19 protein-coding genes are annotated in these 22028 nt (G+C 51.9%); 8 read left to right on the forward strand and 11 right to left on the reverse strand.

Annotated elements, in window-relative coordinates:
• Window positions 1–73: 73 nt before the first annotated feature.
• The 4 genes from J1836_RS07865 to J1836_RS07880 form a co-directional block, all read right to left on the reverse strand.
• On the reverse strand, window positions 74–1903 hold the full coding sequence (locus tag J1836_RS07865) for a DUF1800 domain-containing protein (protein ID WP_207250514.1): 1830 nt from the start codon (window positions 1901–1903) through the stop codon (window positions 74–76).
• Entirely contained in the window at window positions 1900–3477 is a 1578-nt protein-coding gene (gene tnpC, locus J1836_RS07870) for an IS66 family transposase (RefSeq protein WP_242632653.1), read from the reverse strand. Before tnpC ends, J1836_RS07865 begins: the two co-directional genes overlap by 4 nt.
• Before the next feature lie 50 nt (window positions 3478–3527).
• A complete protein-coding gene (locus J1836_RS07875; RefSeq protein WP_207250515.1) occupies window positions 3528–4763 on the reverse strand; it encodes a putative Ig domain-containing protein in 1236 nt (411 codons plus the stop codon).
• A gap of 82 nt (window positions 4764–4845) precedes the next feature.
• The gene (locus J1836_RS07880) at window positions 4846–6180 is read right to left on the reverse strand and encodes an IS4 family transposase (protein WP_207249434.1); all 1335 of its coding nucleotides are present in this window, start codon (window positions 6178–6180) and stop codon (window positions 4846–4848) included.
• A 252-nt stretch (window positions 6181–6432) separates the two neighbouring features.
• Between J1836_RS07880 and J1836_RS07885 the strand changes: the two genes are divergently transcribed.
• Window positions 6433–7308 carry an SPFH domain-containing protein gene (locus tag J1836_RS07885; RefSeq protein ID WP_207250516.1) on the forward strand — a complete coding sequence of 292 codons (876 nt, stop codon included), beginning with the start codon at window positions 6433–6435 and terminating at the stop codon, window positions 7306–7308.
• On the forward strand, window positions 7308–7757 hold the full coding sequence (locus J1836_RS07890) for an NfeD family protein (RefSeq protein WP_207250517.1): 450 nt from the start codon (window positions 7308–7310) through the stop codon (window positions 7755–7757). The genes J1836_RS07885 and J1836_RS07890 overlap by 1 nt, the downstream gene beginning before the upstream one ends.
• A 5-nt stretch (window positions 7758–7762) precedes the next feature.
• Here the strand turns inward: J1836_RS07890 and J1836_RS07895 are convergent, their stop codons facing one another.
• Both J1836_RS07895 and J1836_RS07900 read right to left on the reverse strand, forming a co-directional pair.
• The gene (locus tag J1836_RS07895; protein ID WP_207250518.1) at window positions 7763–8965 is read right to left on the reverse strand and encodes a pyridoxal-phosphate-dependent aminotransferase family protein; all 1203 of its coding nucleotides are present in this window, start codon (window positions 8963–8965) and stop codon (window positions 7763–7765) included.
• Window positions 8966–9064: 99 nt separating this feature from the next.
• Window positions 9065–9433 (reverse strand): hypothetical protein, encoded by a 369-nt coding sequence (locus J1836_RS07900; RefSeq protein WP_207250519.1) that lies wholly within the window; start codon window positions 9431–9433, stop codon window positions 9065–9067.
• Between the two features lie 148 nt (window positions 9434–9581).
• On the opposite strand from J1836_RS07900, the gene J1836_RS07905 reads away from it, so the two are divergent.
• Window positions 9582–9956 carry a VOC family protein gene (locus tag J1836_RS07905; RefSeq protein ID WP_207250520.1) on the forward strand — a complete coding sequence of 125 codons (375 nt, stop codon included), beginning with the start codon at window positions 9582–9584 and terminating at the stop codon, window positions 9954–9956.
• Window positions 9957–9965: 9 nt separating this feature from the next.
• Window positions 9966–10121, forward strand: coding sequence for a helix-turn-helix transcriptional regulator (locus J1836_RS07910; RefSeq protein WP_242632771.1), 156 nt, complete (start codon window positions 9966–9968; stop codon window positions 10119–10121).
• 12 nt (window positions 10122–10133) lie between these two features.
• Here J1836_RS07910 and J1836_RS07915 read toward each other — a convergent pair whose 3' ends face one another.
• On the reverse strand, window positions 10134–11366 hold the full coding sequence (locus J1836_RS07915) for an RNA-guided endonuclease InsQ/TnpB family protein (protein WP_207250521.1): 1233 nt from the start codon (window positions 11364–11366) through the stop codon (window positions 10134–10136).
• A gap of 288 nt (window positions 11367–11654) precedes the next feature.
• Here J1836_RS07915 and J1836_RS07920 point away from each other — a divergent pair, with 288 nt between their 5' ends.
• From J1836_RS07920 to J1836_RS07930, 3 genes are read left to right on the forward strand one after another with little or no spacing between them, the layout of a single operon-like run.
• Complete coding sequence (locus tag J1836_RS07920) at window positions 11655–14150, forward strand: DNA topoisomerase I (RefSeq protein WP_207250522.1); 2496 nt, start codon at window positions 11655–11657, stop codon at window positions 14148–14150.
• Between the two features lie 2 nt (window positions 14151–14152).
• Window positions 14153–14710 (forward strand): L-threonylcarbamoyladenylate synthase type 1 TsaC, encoded by a 558-nt coding sequence (tsaC, locus tag J1836_RS07925; RefSeq protein ID WP_207250523.1) that lies wholly within the window; start codon window positions 14153–14155, stop codon window positions 14708–14710.
• Between the two features lie 20 nt (window positions 14711–14730).
• Window positions 14731–15876, forward strand: coding sequence for a GNAT family N-acetyltransferase (locus J1836_RS07930; RefSeq protein ID WP_207250524.1), 1146 nt, complete (start codon window positions 14731–14733; stop codon window positions 15874–15876).
• On the opposite strand, the gene J1836_RS07935 is transcribed toward J1836_RS07930, so the two are convergent.
• The 3 genes from J1836_RS07935 to J1836_RS07945 all read right to left on the reverse strand — a co-directional run bounded on the left by J1836_RS07935 (window position 15866) and on the right by J1836_RS07945 (window position 19152).
• A complete protein-coding gene (locus tag J1836_RS07935; RefSeq protein WP_207250525.1) occupies window positions 15866–17134 on the reverse strand; it encodes an N-acetylmuramoyl-L-alanine amidase in 1269 nt (422 codons plus the stop codon). The two genes, J1836_RS07930 and J1836_RS07935, sit on opposite strands and share 11 nt — an antisense overlap.
• A gap of 135 nt (window positions 17135–17269) precedes the next feature.
• Window positions 17270–17683: a tRNA (adenosine(37)-N6)-threonylcarbamoyltransferase complex ATPase subunit type 1 TsaE gene (gene tsaE / locus J1836_RS07940; RefSeq protein ID WP_207250526.1), complete on the reverse strand. Its 414-nt coding sequence runs from the start codon at window positions 17681–17683 to the stop codon at window positions 17270–17272.
• Window positions 17680–19152, reverse strand: coding sequence for an NAD(P)H-hydrate dehydratase (locus tag J1836_RS07945; protein WP_207250527.1), 1473 nt, complete (start codon window positions 19150–19152; stop codon window positions 17680–17682). The genes tsaE and J1836_RS07945 overlap by 4 nt, the downstream gene beginning before the upstream one ends.
• Before the next feature lie 101 nt (window positions 19153–19253).
• On the opposite strand from J1836_RS07945, the gene J1836_RS07950 reads away from it, so the two are divergent.
• Window positions 19254–20861, forward strand: a complete 1608-nt coding sequence (locus J1836_RS07950; protein WP_207250528.1) for a flotillin family protein — start codon at window positions 19254–19256, stop codon at window positions 20859–20861.
• Here J1836_RS07950 and J1836_RS07955 read toward each other — a convergent pair.
• A complete protein-coding gene (locus J1836_RS07955; RefSeq protein ID WP_207250529.1) occupies window positions 20858–21997 on the reverse strand; it encodes a hypothetical protein in 1140 nt (379 codons plus the stop codon). The two genes, J1836_RS07950 and J1836_RS07955, sit on opposite strands and share 4 nt — an antisense overlap.
• Between the last annotated feature and the right edge of the window lie 31 nt (window positions 21998–22028).

Here is a 22028-nt window from a genome sequence, read left to right on the forward strand (position 1 = left end):
AGACCCAAGCAGTAACTTCAAAAAATGACGACGACTGTACAAATCATGCTGATGCGACATCACTGTGCTCTCCTTATTTCTGTATCATAAATGCATTGGATGCGACAATAAGTCGGACAGCATCTTTGATGTTAACCCACGCTTCTAAGAAATTATCCGAGTATTGAGAACCTGTGCCATTCATCAAATATAGCTTCAAGGCAGCTCTATATTCTGTTGTCATAGATCCCCCTAAAAGTAATTGATTGAGATGTTCCAACAAAACATCAATTGCCTGCGCTTTATAACGTATGCCAGTAGATGGGTTCTTTAACTCCATATTAGTAAAGTCTTTATTGCTATCACCATCCAAGGCTTGTTCATAAATTTCCAATTCTTTATCAAAGTTTATTAGCCATAACTCGCCCGAAAAATAGTTTTTACTTTTAGCGTAATCACTTAATATTTTCTTATTGATTTTTTCGATCTTATTTTTCTCATAATTATTCATGGTATTGAAGATGCGGTTATTGATTTCAACCAATATTTGGTCTGTTTGGATTTGTAGTTCTGGTGCAACCAGTTGGTTGTCGCTGAAATAAGAATCACTGGGTATGAAATCAGAGCTATAAAAATTGAAAACAGACGATGCACGCAATGGCGCTTGCCCCAGTTGACTTTGCGGTGCCCGATACCAATAAACTCCGTTGACAGGTGTTGTGTTATCGCGACTAATCCAGCCATTCAGCGGCTGCACTTGAAAGGCTCTTAGGAATTGAGTCAACGCTAAAATAGGCTCTTTTGCTTTCCCAAAGGTTGCTGCTTGTGCTGTGGTAATACTACGTGCTTCTTCATCTAATAGAATAGCACGCACCACAGCTTTCAAGTCACCCCGGATACCTGATCCATTGTTGTTGAAAACAGACGCTATTCTAGCTATATAAGCAGATGAAGGGTTAGAAGTAACTAAACGCATAATTAGATGGCGACTAACAAATGGACTAACATTGGGATGCTGGAATAACAGATCTAACGCTGCATCCAGACCACTACCATCTGTACCTGACGTCAGAGAAAAACGTTTTCCCATAATGGTCACGTAGCCATCACCACTTTCAGCGACTTCATTTTCATGCTCAGACGGGGTGAATTCCATATAAGTGGTGTAATTACCTTGGGTACTGCCCCGATGACCGTAGCGGGTATTGCCGACTAAATCCCAGCCTGTCATAACTTTTGCCATTTCACTTACATCTTCTTGGGTGTAAGTGGGAACAACATTGCTGCCAGAATCAGGATAAGTGTCGGCATTACCATCACGATTCGGTGAACCATCAAGATTTAGCTCATACAAACCAATACTGAATAATTGGATGAGTTCACGAGCAAAATTTTCGTCTGGGCGGGTTGCCGCTTTTAGGTCAGCTTTACGATTACCTTGGTGAGAAAGATATATTCCCATGGCTGGGCTGCGAGCCACTTCACCTAATAAAGTTCGATAATTACCGAACGCATTACGCGCCATAATATCGTAGTAAAACGCCAAACCTTCGCCGCGCTGATCAAGTGGTGCTTCAACGTGTGATACTACTAATAACTGGCTCAAAGCGTAAGCTATACGCTGACGTAATGGGTCACTGCCATGTGCTGTATTAACAGGATGTCCTAATGCATTTTCCCACCACGCCGCCATTTGGTAATCATTTACGTTGCTTGATGCTGCTGTTTGATTGAAAACAGTATTTACTGTCCAGTCTTTAGTGGGTTCTGCGCCTAAAGCGATATTAATAGTGCGTTCTAAATGAGTTTGGTGTGTATCTTGAGTGTTATCATACGCAGAGGTTTTAGCAAGCTGTTGATCTACCCAACTCTCAGCACCTATTTTCATGACCTCCTGAATAGTATCTGAAGTGTAATTGATCACATCCCCACCCCTTGCGGTAAAGCGGGCAGGGCAAAGCCAGCGCGGGCAGCGGTAATAACACTGGCAAGATAAGCCAAGGCAGACTGTCCACGTTTGCGGCAAGTACCGATGATGCTGGCCAGCATGGCAAACGCACGGCTCCCCGTAGCACTCTTTGTGCCATGGTTGGTTTTGCGCAGGATCACCCAATGGCGCAACGCCCGCTCAGCCTCATTATTGGTCAAGGGAAGCCACGGGTGGTCAAGGATTCGGAAAATGGCATCCCAATCATTGATGAACTCTTTCGCCAGTGCCGCCGTCTTGTCATGGGCAGATACGGCATGGATCAAGCATAATGCCCTGAATTCCAGGAGTTTTGCCTGATGGCGTTGACGGATCACGTCGGTTTGCGTCCCCACCGTGCCGCCTGCTGCCCGCCAAGCGTAAATGTCGTCCTGTAATACCCTCAGCCAAGCGAGGGTGAAGTTGCCAAACGTCCGCCCGTCTTTGTCCAGTGATTCTGCCAGCCCACGGGCTTTGCGGATCAGGTGCGCCCAGCAACGCAAGCGTTTGGGGTGGTGGCGGTAAGCGGCATAGCCATCACTCATCAGCCAGCCCCCAAAGTGGGGGCTAATCACGTTGTCGAGCATTTCAATGGTGCGCTGCCCTACGTAGAAACAAACGCTGAGGGTGGTGACGAATGTCCATAGCCACAGGGCTTCGCCACGCTCTTTCCAAGAGGTTTCATCAATATACAGCACCCCGCCGTCAGCGGTGGCTTCTGCCAACAGCCCTTCCACCAAGGCATCTTCCAATGGAGAAGCACTCGCGGCTGCTTCCTCAAAACATTGCTGCAACACCCCGACACTTAGGGGAATGCCCAACACCTCCCGCAACAGTTCTTGTGTGCCACGCAGTGACAAGCGTGAGCGCAGCCGTAGGTGGACAATAAGTGCCGCCAGATTGCCCCCAATCAGCCGCCACTCGCCCACATCAACCTCCGGGTATAACGGGTCGGGAGCTTGGCGATGCGGGATATGGCGGCTCACATGACCGCAGGTGCATACGCTATCGTGAAGGTGGTGGCGGGTGGTGATGACGGTCAGTCCGGGGTTCCCATCCGTGCCAAACTGGATGTCCACACTGTCATAGGCGGTATAAATACGGGAGACAGCCGCATCCAGGGACCTGCCACAGGCTTCACATCGGCTGGGGTAATGGTGTTCGTCTGCATTGATGGGCGGATGCCATACCCGACCATAACCCGGTGCGCCGGGTTGTTTACCCGCTTTGCGTTTGGCTGGTTGGGCTGGCTTTGTGCCCGCCACAGCTTCTGGTTCCGGGGTTGGCTTTCCTCTGGCTGCACCCACCCCTTCTGTTTCGGGCAAAGCCACCGTTTTGGGTGACGTTTCCCACGGGAAACCGCTGCTGGGTGGTTTGGAGGAGTTGTTGGAGTTTTGGTTGATCTGTTCCCGCGCTTCTTTCAGGTCATGCAACAACTTGGTCGACAGGTGCAGCAGTTCCTCCGGCGTGAGCTTGGCAAGGTACTGGCTGTTAAGCTGTTTGAGGCTGTGGTCTTTCAGTTGTTGGGTCATCGGGGGAGTGTCGCAAATTTAGTGCGTTTGGGTAAGGGGGGACTGTTCAGTTACTCTGAAGTTGGTCCGAAGCTCGCCTGTACCAACAGGCGATGGGCTTCTGAATACGCGAGAGCAAATTCTTTTACTTCTAAATCAAAAGCGGTAAGACTAGCCGAACCACCTTTGTTATCACTCACTGAGATAACAATACCCCGTGTGATGCCAATGTTTTCTAATGCAGGATTGCCACTGAGCGCTCCCGTTTTTTGATCGAACGTTGCCCATGATGGTTTGTTGGTAATATTAAAAGCTAAAGTATCACTATCAGGATCATGTGCTACTGGCATAAAATAATACGATTGACCGACAACAACCTTAGGTAATGGCGTACCTGAAAGTGTAGGCAGGCGGTTAGATGTTACAACTTGCAGTTCAAACGCAGGTAAGCTTACCGAATTTTTACCATCACTAACGGTAATCGTGACTGTACTAACACCGCCATTTTTAGCGGTCGGTGTACCTGTTAATGCGCCTGTTTTACTGTCAAATTTCGCCCATGAAGGTTTGCCTTGAATAGTAAATTTAAGTGTATCGCCATTAGGGTCAGAGGCAGTAGGAATAAATCGGTAAGCTTTGCCAACGATAGCCGTTTTATCCGGTATGCCGCTAATGGTTGGAGGTAAATTGTCTACGCGGATGCTGAATTCGGGCAAACTAACTTTATTTTTTCCATCTGATACGGTAATTACGATACCGCTGTATACACCTGATTGATTACCTTTAGGTATTCCTGTTAATTCACCTGTTGTAGAACTAAATTTCGCCCAAGCGGGTTTGCGGGTAATACTGAAGACGAGCTTATCCCCATTGGAATCGGCAGCAATAGGCACAAAACGATAAGTACTACCTGTCACTACCGCTGTATTAGGTATGCCTTCAATAACGGGCGGTGGATTTTCGACCTGAATACTAAACTCAGGTAAGCTGGTTTTATTTTTTCCATCTGATACCGTGATGATAATACCTTTATAAATACCCGCTTGAGTACTTTTGGGCGTTCCTGTCAATGCGCCTGTTGCGGTATCGAATTTAGCCCATGCAGGCTTTTTGACTACAGTGAATTTGAGTTTATCGCCACTATCGGCATCACTTGCTATTGGTTGGAAATAATAGGCGGTATTAGCATTGATCGTTGCTTGAGGTGTGCCAGAGATCACTGGCGCTGAATTGTTTGGAACAGCCCATGCGTAGCTGAACCAAAAAGGCAGCCATATAAGCAAGCTATAGCGTAATTTCTTGTTCATGCCCCTCACCTACAAGTCTCGCAGCGAATGAATGTTTATCAGCTATCTAGCAGCGGGTCGAAGCCATCTCCTTATACACAAATCAATCCATTCCCAACTCACTAGCCATCTGAATACCATAAATACAGTCCAGCACTCGTGAATAGCCCAACCAGATACTTTTAGCCCCCGGTTCGCCATCGGATTTTCTGCCCAAAAAGCCACCCAGTTCTGCCAGATTGCGGATCACTTGATTGAGGGTAGGTATGCCATCGGGTAGTGCTTTTTTGCCGAGCCGGAAGGATACTTTCCATTCCAGCGGGTCAAACACCAGATCAGCCGGAAGTTCTGGGCAGGTACGCCCCAACCGCATCAGAAACATAATCCGCCAAGCCACCATGATGTAGAGCGCGAGGGCTTTTTCGATGCGCTCTTTGGTCTCCAGTTGCAGTTTTTCGACGCGACAGCCAACTTTCAGGACATCAAAAAACATTTCGATTTCCCAACGCGCTCGATACCAGTCGATAAGTTCACAGGCAGCATCGGCTGTTTCCACACAACGGTTGGTGACTAAACGCCAAATGAGGGGCGATTTTCCGGCGGGTGGGTTAATTTCTTTGGCTTGAACCAAGGTCAATAGCATCGGATGCTGACTCTTGGGACGCAAGGTATAACGTAACACCTTGATTTCTTGTACCACTTTGCGGGGCTTTTCACCCTGCTTGCGCGGTTTGGTAAAGGTGATACGGGTCAACGCCTGTTGTTGCTCAATGGCATCCCACAGTTTGAGGTCATCTCCTAATGCACGGTTATGTTGCGCCCGTATCAGCAGGTCAGCCGGGTAATTCAAGGCTTGCGCCCGTTGGAGCAAGTCGTAAAAGTCGCTTTCACGGTCGCCAGCATAGATGAAGCGGTGTTCAGGGCAGCGTGCCGCCAGTTCGGCTACCCGTTCATACCCTTCAATCCAACGACGGCTTTCTTTGATGCTGGGGTTGGCTTGGTCGGCCGCTTTGCTCAATCCCCGTGACCACATCCACGTATCGGTGATGCCCAACGGCAAACGTTCTGGGGTAATACACAAGGTCGGATGCAGGTACATCCCGCGTTGCTTATCGTAGGATAACCGCCCCAAGCCCTCGGTTTCCTGTCCATTGAAGTCCAGTTCGGTCGTATCTTGAATACACAGGATAATCCGCGAGTCTTGTTGACGAATTCGGCACTCTGTCGCTTCAAAGTGGGATGCCATCAAAGCATCATGGCTCACCGCTTCATTCCAGAAGAAACGGTACGTCGCCAAGGTGCTTGACCAACTCTGGCAAGCCTTGGGGATACTGGATTGGGGCACTTTTAGCATGGCGTTGAGAATATGGGCTGCGCGTGTTTCGAGGCGCTTGTCTCCCAAATCAAGATCGGTGAGTTCGCTAGATGACCAGTTCATGGGTGTAAATTGCTTATCTTACATCAGCTTGGGAACTTGTGTATAAGGAGATGGGTCGAAGCAGACATGCTTAGACTTTGTGCGATTGGCTATAACACTAACATATCGATTGCTTAATAATAAATAATTTTTATCATACTTTTTACAAAGTAGCCCAATCTTCATCTGGAAATAGTCGCCGTTTGCTGCTAGCAAGACTACACTGATACCCAATACCAATAACAAATCCCCTGTATTTGCAAGGAGCACCCCATGACTGAATTCTCCATCGCCGTCCTCGTCTTCATTGCTGCGCTCATCTTCATGGGCGTGAAAATGGTGCCGCAAGGCTACAACTACACCGTCGAACGCTTCGGGCGTTACGTCTACACCCTGCAACCCGGTTTGGGGCTACTCGTCCCCGTGATTTACCAAGTCGGGCGCAAGGTCAATATGATGGAACAAGTGCTCGACATCCTCCCGCAGCAAGTCATTACTGCCGACAACGCCAACGTCAATATCGACGGCGTGGTGTTCTACCAAGTGTTCGACCCCGCCAAAGCCTCGTATGAAATCACCAACCTGCAAACTGCCATCCTCAATCTGGTGATGACCAATTTGCGTTCGGTGTGTGGTGCACTCGAACTCGATCACCTATTGAGCAAGCGCGATGAGATCGGTACACGCATCCTTTCCATCGTCGACGAAGCTACCAGCGCATGGGGCGTGAAAGTCTTACGTGTCGAAATTAAAGACATCGAACCCCCCGCCGAACTGATCCGCGCCATGAACTTGCAAATGACCGCCGAACGTCAAAAACGTGCGCAAATCACCGAAGCCGAAGGCAAAAAACAGGCGCAAATCCTCGAAGCTGAAGGTGCAAAATCCGCCGCTTTCCTGCGTGCCGAAGCCCGCGAACGTGAAGCTCTCGCCGAAGCCAAGGCCACCCAAATGGTCTCCAAAGCCGTCGCGGAAGGCGATGTGCAAGCCCTCAACTACTTCGTCGCCCAGAAATACGTTGAAGCGCTGGGCAAGTTTGCCGATTCCAACCAGCAAAAAACCATTTTCATGCCACTCGACACCAGCGGCTTGATGGGATCAATCGGTAGCATTAACGAGCTGTGGAAAGCGATGAAGGATAAAACTTAATGGATATGCAGCACCTTGAATTTTGGCACTGGCTGATTTTCGGCATGTTGTTAATGGCGTTGGAAGTGCTTGCCCCAGCAATGGTGGTGATGTGGTTTGGGTTCGGCGCGATGGTCGCAGGCGTTGCACTATGGCTAATACCGTCACTGTCGCTAGGCATACAAATTCTCATCTTCGCACTGGTATCGTTGGTGAGCGTCTTCGGCTGGCGTAAATCACGTTTTCGCGAGGAAAATATCCATTCGGATACGCCGGAGTTGAATAACCGTTTACACAGTCATATTGGCAAGGCATACGTGCTAACAGAAGCCATCAGCAACGGGCGGGGTACAATCCGCGTCGGTGATACCGCATGGCGGGTGAGTGGGGCAGACCTGCCCGCCGGAACACGCGTGCGCGTGACCGGCGTGGACGGGGTGATTTTTACGGTAGAAAAATCAGCGGGGTGAAGCGTTTAACCTTCACCCGACAAGACGCGTTCCATTTCTGCCATACCCGCTGGCAAATCCAGTTCTGCACCCGCTGCCCGCATACTCGAACCGAGGGCGTGCAGGGTGCGGAACAGGTTGTACGCGCGGCTTTGTTCGCCCATCTGCCCAATCCGCAGGATGTTTAAGCCGAATGCGCCGGAAATTTCCACTTTATGCACGTTCGACATGTGGGCGCGGACGACATCGGCGGACACATGATCCGGCACAACAATCCCCACGACGGAATTCAAACGGTGCTGCTTTTCGATCAATAGCTTCAGCCCCATTGTCTCGATACCCGCTTGCAGGGCTTCTGAGCAACGCAGGTGGCGTTCAAACCGTTGCGGCAAGGTTTCTTCACACACCAAGCGCAACGCTTCATGCAAGGCGAGGATGCCGGAAACTGGCGCGGTGTAGTGGTAAGATTTCTGATTCCAGAATTTGTCGGCGAGTTGCGCATCCAAACACCAGTGGAATGGCAGTTCTTGGCGTGTGGCGATTTTCTTTGCCCACGCGGCTTCAGAAAACGCTAGCAACGATACGCCCGGAATCGACGATAAGCCTTTTTGCCCGCCGGTAATAATTGCGTCAACTTCCCAGTTATCCATTTCCAGCGGCATGGTGCTTAGGGTACACACCGCATCGACAATGACCGTGCAGCCGTAGCGCTTGGCGAGTTTGGCAATCTGGTTGAGGTTTTTATTACAGACGGTGTTGGAGGTTTCGCCTTGCACCAAGGTTACGGTGTCAAAGTTGCCTTGTTGCAAGGCACGTTCGACCATTGCCACGTCAGCACCTTCGTTGTGTGGCACTTCCAACAGGGTTGGTTCGGCGCGTACTCGCCGCGCCATTTCTGCCATGCGTTGGCTGAAATAGCCGTTGGTAATGCACAGTACGCGTGAACCCGGCATAACCAAGTTGGCAACCGCCATTTCCATTGCCGCCGAACCTGGGCCACTCACGCCCATGACGTGGCTGGATTCGGTTTGGAAGACGTAGCGCCCCATGTCTTTGACTTGCTCGATCACCCGGTTCATGGTGTCGCCCAAGTGGTTGATGACAATGGAGTTCGCCGCCGCAACCTTTTGCGGGATTGGAACAGGCCCCGCGCCCATCATTAAGAGTGGTTCATCCGGCAGAATATGCTCAAGCGGCACAATACTGGGCGGGGGGAGTAATTCGTTCATGGAAATGCTTTCCTTCAATAGACAAAAGAGGTGTTGTGATCATAGCCCCGTCAACATTAGCCTTAACTGTATTGCAATGGAAGCCTTGCGACGATGTTCTTATAACTGGACGCCAATGGTGACGCCGGTATGTGGAAACCACGGGTAAGCTGAGCCACCAAAGCCATCGGTACTATTGCGCTCATTATTACGTTGCACTTGGCGTGATTGGCAGACACGGAAGCCATCTTCCCAACCGAGTTTATAGTCGGGTACATTGGCTTTGCTTAATTCCTTGGCGTAAGCAAACGCTTTATTGCCGCCAGCGGAAAGCCCGCTTTGGCAGCCGTCGCGGTAGCCACTGCTAAACAGGGGCGATTTGCCGCTAACACCAACCATTTCACGGTTCAGTTGCTCGGCGGGTGGAACGCTGGCACAGCCTAGCAGCAGGGTGGCGGCAAGGCTGGCGATGATGCTGTGAGTTTTCATATCAATCCTTGGTGTAAGCGCACAATGCGTGCATGTCTCAACTTACAGCATAGCGCGAATTTAACAAACCTCCTGACACAATGCTGTCAGGAGGGGCGGGTTAAACTACACCAACGAATTAACAATGACCCATCAAAGGAGCAATACCATGAGAGCAAATCCTATCGGCTGGTTTGAAATCTACGTGCAAGACATGCCACGTGCTAAAGCCTTTTACGAAGCTGTTTTCCAAGGTGAACTGGAAAATTTGGGTAGCACAAGCCCAATGGAATATTGGACATTCCCCATGTCGGCTGAAAACTACGGCGCATCCGGTGCGCTGGTGAAAATGGAAGGCGTGCCTTCCGGCGGTAATACGACTGTGGTGTATTTTCATTGCTTGGATTGTGCTGTTGAAGCTGCCCGTGTTGCCGAACACGGCGGCAGTATTTTCAAAGAAAAAATGTCTATTGGCGAGCACGGTTGCGTCGCTCTGGTTTACGATACCGAAGGCAATATGATCGGTTTACATTCGATGAATTGAGGAGTTTCCATGCGTCGTGCTGACCGTTTGTTCCAACTGGTGCAAATCTTGCGGAACAAACGTTTGGTCACGGCGCGTGAACTGGCGGAACGCTTGGAGGTGTCCGAACGCACCATCTACCGCGATATTCAGGACTTGAGCCTTTCCGGTGTACCGTTCTTTTAAACTTATACAAACTTAACCAAGGTCAAGTTTGCGGTTAAATTCCTGCTTCATTGGGGCTGGTTTCGTCTTCGGCTTGCGCCCAAGACCAGCGCCTTCCCCTCCACAGGCCGACACCGTGGAACTCACGGCGTGGTTGCTGAGCGTAGCCGAAGCATACTCTTGCAAATTCTTGGCAGCGTTTACGTCACGGTCATGAACTGCGCCACAAACGGGGCAAGTCCATTCGCGTACCGATAGTGGTAATTTGTCCACTTTATGCCCACAGTCGGGGGCAGAACAAGTCTTGCTGGAGGCAAAAAACCGATCAGCGATGACCACCACCGAACCACGCATTCCCGCCTTGTACTCCAGTTGCCGCCGGAACTCGAAAAATCCCATATCACTGATAGCACGGGATAAATGGCGGTTTTTCACCATGCCCGATACGTTCAAGTCTTCAATGCCGATGGTGTGGAAACGGCGGGTTAAATCCGTAGTGAGTTGGTGCAAACTGTCTTGGCGGATGTTGGCTATCTTGGCGTGAAGCCTTGCCAGTTTTGCCTTGGCTTTGTGGCGGTTGGCACTGCCTTTGACCTTGCGTGACAGGCTGCGGGATAGCCGTTTTAGGCGTGAAAGCAAGGCTTTATGCGGCTTTGCTCCTGTAACTTTTTCCCCCGTTGATAACGTTGCCAGTGCGGATACGCCCAAATCCACCCCCACCGTGCCTTGGTTTTCGGCAGGCGGGAGGTGGTTTTGATCCGTATCCACGGTGATGCTGGCGAACCACTGGTCAGCGGTGCGAGAAATCGTGGCAGAAAGAATTTTGCCGAAAAAGCGTAACGTTTCCCGTATCCGTACTAACCCAAGGTTGGGAATGCGGATGCGGGAAGCATCAAGCGAAAATTGATCGTTGGTGAGGCTGAAACTGTCACGGCTTTTGCCTTTCTTTTTGAATTGCGGGTACTGGGCACGTCCTGCAAAGAAGTTATTGAAAGCCTGCCCCAATTGGATAATCGCCATTTGTGGGGCATTTTTGGTGACTTCCAACATCCACGGGAATTGGTCGCGTTTGATGGCGTTCAATTGGCGGCGCAAGCTCATTTGATTGGGTTTGGGCTGAGTATTGTCGTCTTTCCACGCGGCGTATTGGGTTTGCCATTCCGCCAACGCCCAGTTGTAAGCAAACCGAGCTGTACCTGCGGCTTTCGCCAAGTACGTGGCTTGTTTATTGTTGGGGTCTAGGCGGATTTTGTGGCTGATAATCATGAGGGATAGGATGCAATACAGCAGGTTTTGTGTCTAGGGGTGGGTGTTTTTGATGTTGCTATCGACAGATGAACGGTAGTCTGTGCCTTACAACTTCTCCAAAATGACAAAGATTGGAGAAGTTTGGGTGGGTTTTGTGGTAGCTGCTTCAAACCCTAACGGCTGGGCGGTTTCCCAACTGATTTCACTTACATTGCGTGCAAAACTTTACTTTCCCCCTCACTACAAGCATAAAATGCGCCATTGTGACTAATCCAATATGGGCAGTGACGCCTTGAAGCATAAGAAATGAGCGAAAATCTGGTAATCGTCGAATCTCCGGCGAAAGGTAAAACCATCCAAAAGTATTTGGGTGATGGGTTTGAAGTGCTAGCCTCTTACGGGCATGTGCGCGACTTAATTCCCAAGGAAGGCGCAGTCGACCCTGCAAATGGCTACGCCATGCGTTACGAAATTATTGACCGCAATCAAAAGCATGTCGATGCGATTGCGCGTGCCTTAAAAAAAGCCGACAACCTGTATCTTGCGACCGACCCGGACAGGGAAGGCGAGGCGATTTCGTGGCATTTATACGAATTATTGAACGAACGCGGCGCACTCAAGGGTAAAAATGTCCAACGTGTGGTATTCCACGAAATCACCAAACGTGCGGTACAAGAAGCCATTGCCAACCCGCGTGACCTTGCGCTCGACTTGGTGGATGCGCAGCAAGCGCGGCGGGCGCTGGATTACCTGGTTGGTTTCAACCTCTCACCGTTGCTGTGGCGTAAAATTAAGCCCAGCTTGTCGGCAGGGCGCGTGCAAAGCCCCGCGTTGCGCTTGATCGTGGAGCGTGAAGACGAAATCGACCGTTTCGTGCGCCAAGAATACTGGACCATGACGGCGCAAAACGAAAAAGACGCGCAAGCCTTCAGTGCACGGCTGCACACCTTAGATAATCACAAGCTCGACCAGTTCGACATTAATCACGCAGCCCGTGCGACGGAAGTGCGTGAGCGTTTGCTGGCAGCCGCCAACGGTCAGTTGCTGGTCAGCAAAGTCGATAAGAAACAGCGTAAGCGTTACCCCGCGCCGCCGTTTACCACCTCGACGTTGCAGCAGGAAGCGGTGCGCAAGCTACGCTTTTCCACACAACGGGCGATGCGCGTTGCCCAGCAATTGTACGAAGGCATTGACCTTGGCAGTGGCCCGGTGGGTTTAATTACCTACATGCGTACCGACTCAGTGAGTTTGGCAAACGAAGCCATCAGCGAATTGCGTGGGTTGATCGAACAGCGTTACGGGCAAGACAAATTGCCGGAAACACCCAATTTCTACAAAACCAAGTCCAAAAACGCTCAGGAAGCGCATGAAGCGGTACGCCCGACTTCCGCGCATCGCACGCCGGAGCAGGTCAAAAGCCACCTCAACGAAGAGCAGTTCAAACTGTATGAGTTGATCTGGAAACGCACCGTGGCTTGCCAAATGATCTTCGCCACGCTCGACACGGTGTCAGCGGATTTGACGGCGGAGGCGGGCAGTTTCTTCCGTGCGTCTGGCTCGACCATCCGCACCCCCGGCTTTTTGCTGGTGTACGAAGAAGGCTTGGATGATCGCGCCAGCGAAAAAGACAGCACCTTGCCGTTGTTGGAAGAGGGTGAAACCATCACCTTGCTCGACATTGCCGCCGAACAGCATTTCACTGAACCACCACCGCGTTATTCGGAAGCGTCCTTAGTCAAGACTTTGGAAGAGTTTGGGATTGGTCGCCCGTCAACTTACGCCAGCATTATTTCTACCTTGTTGGCGCGTGAATACGTCGAGTTGGATAACCGCCGTTTCACTCCGACGGATATTGGACGTATCGTGATTCGTTTCCTGACGGAGCATTTCACCCAATACGTCGATTACGATTTCACCGCGAATCTCGAAAACGAGCTGGATGAAATTTCGCGCGGCGAAAAAGATTGGGTGCCAGTGATGGATGCCTTCTGGCAGCCGTTCCACCAGTTGGTCGACGAAAAGATGGAAAGCGTCAACCGTAGCGATGTGCTGCAATCGCGCGAATTGGGCATTGACCCGACCAGCGGTAAGCCGGTGTCGGTGCGTTTAGGGCGATTTGGGCCGATGGTGCAAATCGGTACCAAAGACGACGAAGACAAGCCCGTGTTCGCGGGTTTGCGCCCCGGCATGAAGCTGGATACGGTGACGTTGGAAGAAGCACTGGAACTGTTCAAACTACCGCGCCAGTTGGGTGAAACCGACGACGGCAAAGCCATTAGCACCAATGTCGGGCGCTTTGGTGCTTACGTCAAATACGGTGATCAATTCGCTTCGCTGAAAAAAGAAGACGACCCGCACACCATTACCTTAGAGCGGGCGTTGGAGCTGATTGCCGAGAAGAAGATTAAGGATGCGGAAAAAATCCTGGTCGATTTTGGCAATGGCATCCAAATCCTCAAAGGGCGTTGGGGCCCGTACATCAACAAAGTGGTGAAGCGCGTTAAATTGCAGATTCGCCTGCCTAAAGACCGCGAACCGGACAGTATGACGCTGGAAGAGTGCGAAGCGTTGGTCGCAGTGGCACTGGAAGCCAAAGGCGTGAAAAAAGGCGCGAAAAAGGCGAAGGATGCTAAGGATGCAGTAGCGAAGCCGGAAGGTGATGCAGCAGCGGCTGACGTTGCTGACAAGCCTAAAGCGAAACCAAAGGCTGCGCCGAAAAAAGCAGCGACGGCTACCAAAAAGCCTGCGGCGAAGAAGCCAGCAGTGAAAAAAGCGACGACTACCAAAAAGTCAGCGAGTTAGGCGTGTTAACTTCTGATTTATTCCCCGCCATCCGCGCTGTTCAAGCGGGTGGCGTGATCGCCTACCCTACCGAAGCCGTCTACGGTCTCGGTTGCAACCCCGCCGATCTTGCCGCCGTGCAACGCATTCTCACCCTCAAGCAACGCGCTGCGGACAAGGGGCTAATTCTGATTGCTGCCGACCTCTCACAGCTTGAGCCGTATCTGTTACCGCTGGATGCTAAGTTGCAAGCACGGATTCTTCCCACCTGGCCGGGCGCAGTAACGTGGTTATTGCCAGTGCGCCCTGAGGTTTCGCCGCTAATCCGTGGCAAGCATGACACGCTTGCGGTACGTATCACCGCGCACCCCACTTGCCGTGCGTTGTGCCAGCAATTAGGGCATCCGCTGATTTCCACCAGTGCCAACGTCAGCAATCAGCCGCCTGCACGGAGTGCGACTGAAGTCCACCAGCAATTTGGCACACAACTCGACGCCATTCTGGATGCACCGCTTGGTGCGCAACATCAGCCCACCGAAATACGGCATGGATTGACTGGGGAAATTGTCCGTCCCGCGTAAACAGGCTAGCATCGGCTACCATGCAAATTAATATCCTTTCCAGCCTTGATAGTGTTGCCGTCGATCAGTGGAATGCACTGGTACACGATGCCAATCCCTTTTTGCGTCACGAATTCCTCGCCGCGTTGGAACACCACGGCTGCCTTGAGATTGAGAATGTGCGTTGGCAACCGCGCCACATTGCGGTGTATGAGCACGATGTGCTGATTGCGGCACTGCCTTTGTACGAAAAAACGCACACTTATGGCGAATTTGTGTTCGATCATGCGTGGGCACAAGCCTACCAGCAGCACGGAATGCGGTATTTTCCGAAATTGGTATCGTGCATTCCGTATACGCCTGCTAGCGGACAGCGCTTGCTGGTGCAAGCGGGGCGTGAAGCGGAATTGTTCCCTGTGTTGCTATCCGCCGTCATGCAAACGGCAGAAGCCTTGGAATGCAGCAGTTTCCATTGCCTGTTTCCAGCACCTGAGCAACTGGATTGGTTGGCGGACCAGGGCTTAACCGTGCGCCATGATTGCCAGTTTCATTGGCGCAATGCGGGGTATGCGAGGTTTGAGGATTTTCTCGCCGTGCTGACACCCAAAAAGCGTAAAAATATTCGTCAAGAACGTCGCAAGGTGGCGGATGCAGGGGTGACGTTGCGGGCATTGGATGGGCATACCGCGACGGCGGTAGATTGGGAGCGTTTTGCGTTTTTCTACCAGCATACCTTTGAAAGTAAATGGGGCATTCCAACGCTGAATCTGGGCTTTTTCCGTGAAATGGCGCAGGCGTTGGGGGAGCAAGTATTGCTGATTCTGGCGGATAATCGTGAGGGGGAATGCATTGCAGGGTCGTTGATGTTCCGCAGTGCGACGCGCTTGTACGGGCGGCATTGGGGCTGTACGCAAGACGTGGATAGCCTGCATTTTGAGGCGTGTTATTACCAAGGCATTGACTATTGCATCCACCATGGCTTGCAAATCTTTGAGCCGGGGGCGCAGGGGGAGCACAAAATTCCGCGTGGTTTTATCCCGACTTTAACCCGTTCTGCGCATTGGTTGCGGGAAAGCACGTTTCGGCAAGCGGTGGCGCGACACGCCGTTTATGAGCAAAACTCGGTGGCGGATTACATGCGTTCCGCCGCCGCACATTTGCCATATCGAGCGGATGTTAGGTGTTAGCCCGCCCATTATTGGTATAGGCAATTTGGTAACGTTTCACGCCTTGGAACATGGCTGAGGCGAGTTGTTGCTGGTAATTCGCGGTGCGCAGGCGCTTTTCTTCCGTCGGGTTGCTGATGAAAGCCGTTTCGACCAGCATGGAGGGGATGTCAGGAGAACGCAGTACCACGAAACGGGCGCTTTCGACGCGGTTGCGCAGCGGGTCGTTGACCTTGGAAATTTCGCCCAATACGCTTTTTGCCAGACTCAAGCTGCGGTCAATCATGGCGTTTTGGCTTAAATCCAGCAGCACTGAGGCAATGCGGTTGCTGGTATTGTTGAGGTTGCCCCCGCCGAATTTCAGTTCATAGGAGTTTTCACTTTCTGCTATCAAGCGTGCCGCTTCGCTGGATGCGCCGTTCTCAGAGAGGATGTAAACGGAAGAGCCGCTCACCCGTGAACTGGGGTTGGCGTCGGCGTGTACCGAGATGAATAGGTCTGCTTTGTGCTGGTGGGCAATATCCATGCGTGTGCGTAAGGGGATAAATTTGTCGCTGTCGCGGGTCAGCACGGCTTTCATGCCGGTTTCGCGGTTGATGCGGGTTTTGAGTTTGCGAGCGACTTCTAACACCACGTCTTTCTCACGTGTGCCGTTCGAGCCGACTGCGCCGGGGTCTTTGCCGCCGTGACCGGGGTCGATGACCACGATGAATTTGCCTTTGGAGGGTTCGGAGGTGACAGGGCGTTCGGGTTCGCTGCTGGTTCTTTGTTTCTTGGCGGTCTTTTTCTCTGCTTTAGGGGCGGGTTCTTCGGCTTTTTCGGATTTGTCTGAGGTGCTGCTTTTGCCAGTGGGGGTCATGGTCACAGCCAGTATATTGCTGCTGCCATCGGCTTTCAGGGAGGCTTTGACCGACACGGGGGCATTAACGTCGAGCACGACGCGTAAGCGTCCATCATCACGGGTGGCGTAACGTATTTTGGTGATGGGTGGGCGGTCGTGTGCACCTTGTTTGAGTTTGCCCGCCATGCTGGTATTGATCAGGTCAATGACCACGCGCTCAGGGGAATCGAGGGTAAAGACTTTATAATCAATGGGTTCATCGACTTTCAGGGAGAAAACGAGATTGTCAGGATTGCCGCTCAGGCTTGCACCCGTTAAGCGTCCGGCACGCGCTGTGGCGGCGAGAGCTAGCGTGGCATGAAAGCCACTCGCGACAGCACCGGCTAGCGCACTGACTTTCAGGATAAAATTTCTGCGGCTCAATTTTTGGGTGTTCATGGCCTAAATGCCTTACGCGTCAGATCAAAACGGGTGGATGGAACTTGCTTGCCTATAAGTAATAATCTAGCACACGCCATTTTTCAAGTGATTTTTTATCAAAGTGCGCCAACTATTTAATTAGTAACGCTTAATTCATTCCATGAAAATTTCACGCGCCGTGCCGCAATAGCGGATGTGAATGCGTAAATCAGGTGGCGGCAGATAGCCCTCTGCTTTTTCTGGCCACTCGACTAGGCAGAGCGCATCCGGGCGTAAATAATCGCGGATGCCCATGTACTCCAACTCCTCTGGTTCAGCTAAACGGTACAGGTCGAAGTGGAACACGTCGCGTCCTTCCAGATAATAGGGTTCGACGAGCGTATAAGTGGGGCTTTTGACGTTGCCGCGATAACCGAGGGCGCGTAATAAGCCGCGTACCAGCGTGGTTTTGCCTGCGCCAAGGTCGCCGTGCAGGGTAATTAGCCCGCCGCTGGGGAAGCGCTGGGCGAGTGTTGCACCGACGGCGAGCATGGCGGCTTCATCGTCTACGCGTTGCCAGTTGTTCATACGTTGATTGCTTCTCGTAAATGGGTGATGAGGTCGCTTGCTAGCAAACCGCGTTCGCCGTCAGCCGCAGCAAGGTCAGCGGCGTGCGCGTGTACCCACACGCCCGTTTCAGCCGCTGCTGTCAGCGTCAAGCCTTGCGCGAGTAACGCGGTAATAATACCCGTCAAGGTGTCGCCCATGCCACCGGATGCCATGCCGGGATTGCCTGCGGGGCAAATCGCGACGCCGTTGCTGGATGCGACGATTGTACCCGCGCCTTTGAGTACGATAACGCCACCGTAGTCGTGCTGCAAGCGGCGGGCGGCGCTGATTCTATCCTGTTCCACTTGCGGGGTTGTGCAGGCAAGTAAGCGAGCCGCTTCGCCGGGGTGCGGGGTCAGAATCCAGTCATCACGCTGGCTGCGGGTTTGTGCGAGTAGGTTAAGCGCATCCGCATCGAGCACTTTGGGTTGGACGGTGTTTTGGACAAGGGTCAGCAAGGCGCGTGACCAAGCCGTTTGCGCTATGCCGGGGCCAATGCCAAGCGCGTCGATATGCGCCAACAGCGGGCGTAGCTGCGCGGCAGAAGCGACGGCTTGTACCATCAATTCTGGGCGGTGCAGGTTGAGGATGGCGGCATGATCGGGGTGTGTAGCAATGGAAACCAGCCCGCTGCCAGCGCGTAATGCGGCTTCCCCCGCGAGTCGGATTGCGCCGCTCATACCGGGAGCACCTCCAACCAAGAGGCTGTGTCCATAGCTGCCTTTGTGGGCAGAACGGCGGCGTGGGGGCAAGTATGTATGCAAGGTGTGTACGCCCAGCAAGTGCATATCGGTGGGGACTTGCGCGTATACGTCATCTGGCACATCCAGCGTGGTGAAGTGCAGCTTGCCGCAATAATCACGCGCTTGCCCCGTGAATAATCCCGTTTTCAGCCCGATATACGTGATGGTCATGGTGGCTGCAACCGCGCCCCCGCACGGTTGCCCCGTGTCGGCGTGTAGACCGGAGGGAATATCGACCGCAACAATAGGCGTAGTTTGCTGGTTGAGCAGGTGGATAGCGGCGGCGTAAGCATCCGTTACCGTGCGGTCTAACCCTGTGCCGAGCAGTGCATCCACGAAAATATCAGCGTGGGGGAGTGTGTCGGTGAAGACTTGAGTTGAGCCACCTGTTGCGATGAAATCGGCAAAGGCTTGTTGCGCCGCCCCTTGTAAGCGTTGGGGATCAGCGAGTGCGATGACGCTGACGTGCCAGCCTGCTTGCAACGCCAATCGGGCGATGACGTAGCCATCTCCACCATTATTGCCGCTACCACAGAGGACGCAGAGGGAGTGTGCATCAGACCAGTGCGTGCGGAGGTGGTCGAAGGTGGCTTGCCCAGCGCGGGTCATCAAGGTGTAGGCGGGAATGCCTGCCTGCTGGATGGCGATGTGGTCGAGTTGGCGCACTTGGGCGGCGGTGTAGAGGCGGTGTTCCTCGGTATTCATGCGTAATCTTCCTTGGTGAAATAAGGGAATCACGGCAGCACTGTACTATATTGCGTATACTCAACCCTAATCGCAACCTGTCATCATCTGAGTGGAATCGTATGGAAATGAACCTCTATCTCTATCTATCCTTTGGCATTCTCATGCTCGTGGGTTTAGGCTTTTTCTTATTTTCCGCGTTCTATCAGCGAGCGCAAAAAGAAACCTCGTATGTGCGTACTGGCTTTGGTGGCGAGAAAGTTATTATGGATGGCGGGGCATTTGTACTACCCGTGCTCCACGAAGTGCTGCCGATCAATATGCAAACCATGCGTATCGAAATTTCGCGTGAGCAGAATCTGGCGCTCGTTACCAAAGACCCGTTGCGGGTGGATGTGACGGCCGAATTTTTCTTGCGGGTGTCACCGGATGAAAATGCTGTCAGTACCGCAGCGCGAGCATTAGGGCGGCGTACTCTGGATTTGGCGAAAATCAATGAAGTGTTTGAAGCACCCTGCGTTGCTGCCTTGCGTTCGGTGGCATCGGGGATGGAATTGGATGAGTTGCACCAGAAGCGTGCTGACTTTGAACATAACGTGGAGGAGGCAGTGAATGCCGAGTTCCGCAAAAATGGGCTGGAATTGGTGTCGGTTTCCCTGACGGGGCTTGACCAGACCGATAAAAGCTATTTCGACCCCAATAACTCGTTCGACTCACGCGGCCTGACGATTTTGGAGCAAATCGTTTCCGAAAACGAAAAGCGTCGTAACAACGTGGCGCAAGAAACAGCGGTTGCTATTAAGCAAAAAAATCTGGAAACCACCCTCAAAAAAGAAGAGATGGAATACAAGGAGTACATTGCACAAAATGAACGCAAACGCCAAAAAGCGGAAAATGAAGCGGAAACCCAGCGCAAGATTGAAGAGATCAATATCCAGAAGGATTTGTTGATTGAACAGGCGCAACAAAAATCCAATATCCATCAGGCAGAGCTAGAACGCGAAGTGTCGACGGCATGGATCGAAACCAATAAAGTCAAAGCAGATTTTGAGAAGATTTCGGAAGAAATTCGCACTGCCCGTGAGCGTGCCGAAGCCGAGCGCTCCCGTGTTGTGGAGCTGATCAGTGCTGAGAAAGAAGCACAGCGTCAGCGCATTATTGCCGAAGCCAATGCGGATGTAGAAAAAATGGCTTCCATCTCCGCGCAATTGCGCTATCAAGTGGAAGCAGCAGGTAAGAAAGCCTTGAATGAAGCCTCCAACCTGCTTTCCAACGATCAGATTGCGATGCAGGTGAAAATGGAAATCGTGCGTCAATTGCCGAATATTATTCGCGAAAGTGTACGCCCGATGGAAAATATCGAAGGCATCAAAATCATGCACATTGATGGCTTGAACAATGCAATCGGGCGCGGTGGTGCGGGTGGTGGCAATGGCGGCGGCGACGGTGGTGGTAATAACGGTGGCGGCGGCAGCAATCTGGCGGAGCAAGTGGTGGATAGCGCCTTGCGTTACCGTGCGCAAGTGCCATTGATTGAAAGTTTGCTGGGTGAAGTGGGCTTGAAAGGCGGTTCGCTCAATGACATGACGCGGGGTTTGCACGAAGAAATGTTTACGGGCACATCATCAGTAGCCCCGAAAAAACCTGCGCCGCTACCCGCACGCGAGCGTGAACAACCCGCGATGGCAGATGATGACGACGATGATTTCTATCGGGATGAGCGCGACTAATGGCGTTGTTGCTTGCGTTTGGCGTTGGCAAGATCGGGGTTGTAGCTGTACGCGGCAATATCACGCTCTGTTTGGGCTTGTGCCAAGATGGAGGGAGCAAGTTCCCGCAATTCTTTGAGCAGCCAGGCGTAATCGCGATTGTTGGGGGCGATACCCAGCAATGACGTGGTTTCCAGCGCTTCAGTGGCAAACAGTATGCGGTATTGCGCGTATTGGTTATAAATTAGGGCATCGTTCCATGCCAGAATCAGGTCTTTGGTTTCTTCCAGCAAATCGGTGTTGACCTGCTGGTATTGCAGCATGTACGCCAGTTTCTCGCGAATACGTTGTTCTTCCTGCTGAAGCTGATGCAGGTTGGGCAGGATGCTGTTTTCTTGCTTGGTTGTGAGCACATTGAGCAGCGTTTGACGATTTTGGTCGCTGTAAGGGGTAAATACAGTGTTAGGTGCTTGCCCCCTTTTGGGTTTAGGGAGTTCGGGGTCTTTGAGTAACGTGTCCACTTTTTGCAGGTAAGTGTGGATCGCGTCGGCTTCGGCGAGTTGAAATTCGCGGCTGTCGCCTAAGGCATCTTGAATGCGTTTTTGCAGGCGCACGGCTTCATCGTTGAACATGGTGCGTACATGTTTATCTTCGCCGGTATGGTAGTGTAACCAAAACGCCCGGCGGCTGCGGTCGATGGCATCATAGGCAGCTTGCAATTGCTTGCTTTGTTCCCAGCGGATGTCGATGATGGTTTGCAGAAACGGGCGCTGCGTCGGCATTAAGTCTGCCCAGGCGGTAATTTTGCCGAAGAACGTGTGTAAGTTGGCCAATTGTTTAAGCATTTCTTGGCGTAAACCGTACAATTCTGGGTAGGTAGTGCTTTCGTAGGTTTCTAAGTCCAGCTCTGTTTGGGGTTTTTTGGGGCTTCCCGTGCTGGCTTCTGTGGGTACGCTGGGTTCTTTTGCGCCTTGCCGCCAAAGAAAGCTCAAGGCTGCCACCAGCATGACACCGGAAAATCCAATCAGAATGAGCAAACGAATATCGTTGGGCAAGTTGAATTTGCTCAGAAAACGGCTCAACCAACGGATAAACAGGAACAAACCTGTGGCGGCAGCGAGCCAAGTGATAAATAAAATCAAACCGTAAGAATCCATGTGTGCAGGTGTTTGGTTGTGTTGCTAGGGG

This window comes from Thiothrix fructosivorans (genome assembly GCF_017349355.1).
In the GTDB taxonomy this organism is placed as follows: domain Bacteria; phylum Pseudomonadota; class Gammaproteobacteria; order Thiotrichales; family Thiotrichaceae; genus Thiothrix; species Thiothrix fructosivorans.

Bases quoted from the DNA above. Each gene is read 5' to 3' on its own strand.
- tnpC (WP_242632653.1), bottom strand. From the start codon at position 3,477: ATGACCCAACAACTGAAAGACCACAGCCTCAAACAGCTTAACAGCCAG.
- J1836_RS07875 (WP_207250515.1), bottom strand. From the start codon at position 4,763: ATGAACAAGAAATTACGCTATAGCTTGCTTATATGGCTGCCTTTTTGG.
- J1836_RS07880 (WP_207249434.1), bottom strand. From the start codon at position 6,180: ATGAACTGGTCATCTAGCGAACTCACCGATCTTGATTTGGGAGACAAG.
- J1836_RS07885 (WP_207250516.1), top strand. From the start codon at position 6,433: ATGACTGAATTCTCCATCGCCGTCCTCGTCTTCATTGCTGCGCTCATC.
- J1836_RS07890 (WP_207250517.1), top strand. From the start codon at position 7,308: ATGGATATGCAGCACCTTGAATTTTGGCACTGGCTGATTTTCGGCATG.
- J1836_RS07895 (WP_207250518.1), bottom strand. From the start codon at position 8,965: ATGAACGAATTACTCCCCCCGCCCAGTATTGTGCCGCTTGAGCATATT.
- J1836_RS07900 (WP_207250519.1), bottom strand. From the start codon at position 9,433: ATGAAAACTCACAGCATCATCGCCAGCCTTGCCGCCACCCTGCTGCTA.
- J1836_RS07905 (WP_207250520.1), top strand. From the start codon at position 9,582: ATGAGAGCAAATCCTATCGGCTGGTTTGAAATCTACGTGCAAGACATG.
- J1836_RS07910 (WP_242632771.1), top strand. From the start codon at position 9,966: ATGCGTCGTGCTGACCGTTTGTTCCAACTGGTGCAAATCTTGCGGAAC.
- J1836_RS07915 (WP_207250521.1), bottom strand. From the start codon at position 11,366: ATGATTATCAGCCACAAAATCCGCCTAGACCCCAACAATAAACAAGCC.
- J1836_RS07920 (WP_207250522.1), top strand. From the start codon at position 11,655: ATGAGCGAAAATCTGGTAATCGTCGAATCTCCGGCGAAAGGTAAAACC.
- J1836_RS07930 (WP_207250524.1), top strand. From the start codon at position 14,731: ATGCAAATTAATATCCTTTCCAGCCTTGATAGTGTTGCCGTCGATCAG.
- J1836_RS07935 (WP_207250525.1), bottom strand. From the start codon at position 17,134: ATGAACACCCAAAAATTGAGCCGCAGAAATTTTATCCTGAAAGTCAGT.
- tsaE (WP_207250526.1), bottom strand. From the start codon at position 17,683: ATGAACAACTGGCAACGCGTAGACGATGAAGCCGCCATGCTCGCCGTC.
- J1836_RS07945 (WP_207250527.1), bottom strand. From the start codon at position 19,152: ATGAATACCGAGGAACACCGCCTCTACACCGCCGCCCAAGTGCGCCAA.
- J1836_RS07950 (WP_207250528.1), top strand. From the start codon at position 19,254: ATGGAAATGAACCTCTATCTCTATCTATCCTTTGGCATTCTCATGCTC.
- J1836_RS07955 (WP_207250529.1), bottom strand. From the start codon at position 21,997: ATGGATTCTTACGGTTTGATTTTATTTATCACTTGGCTCGCTGCCGCC.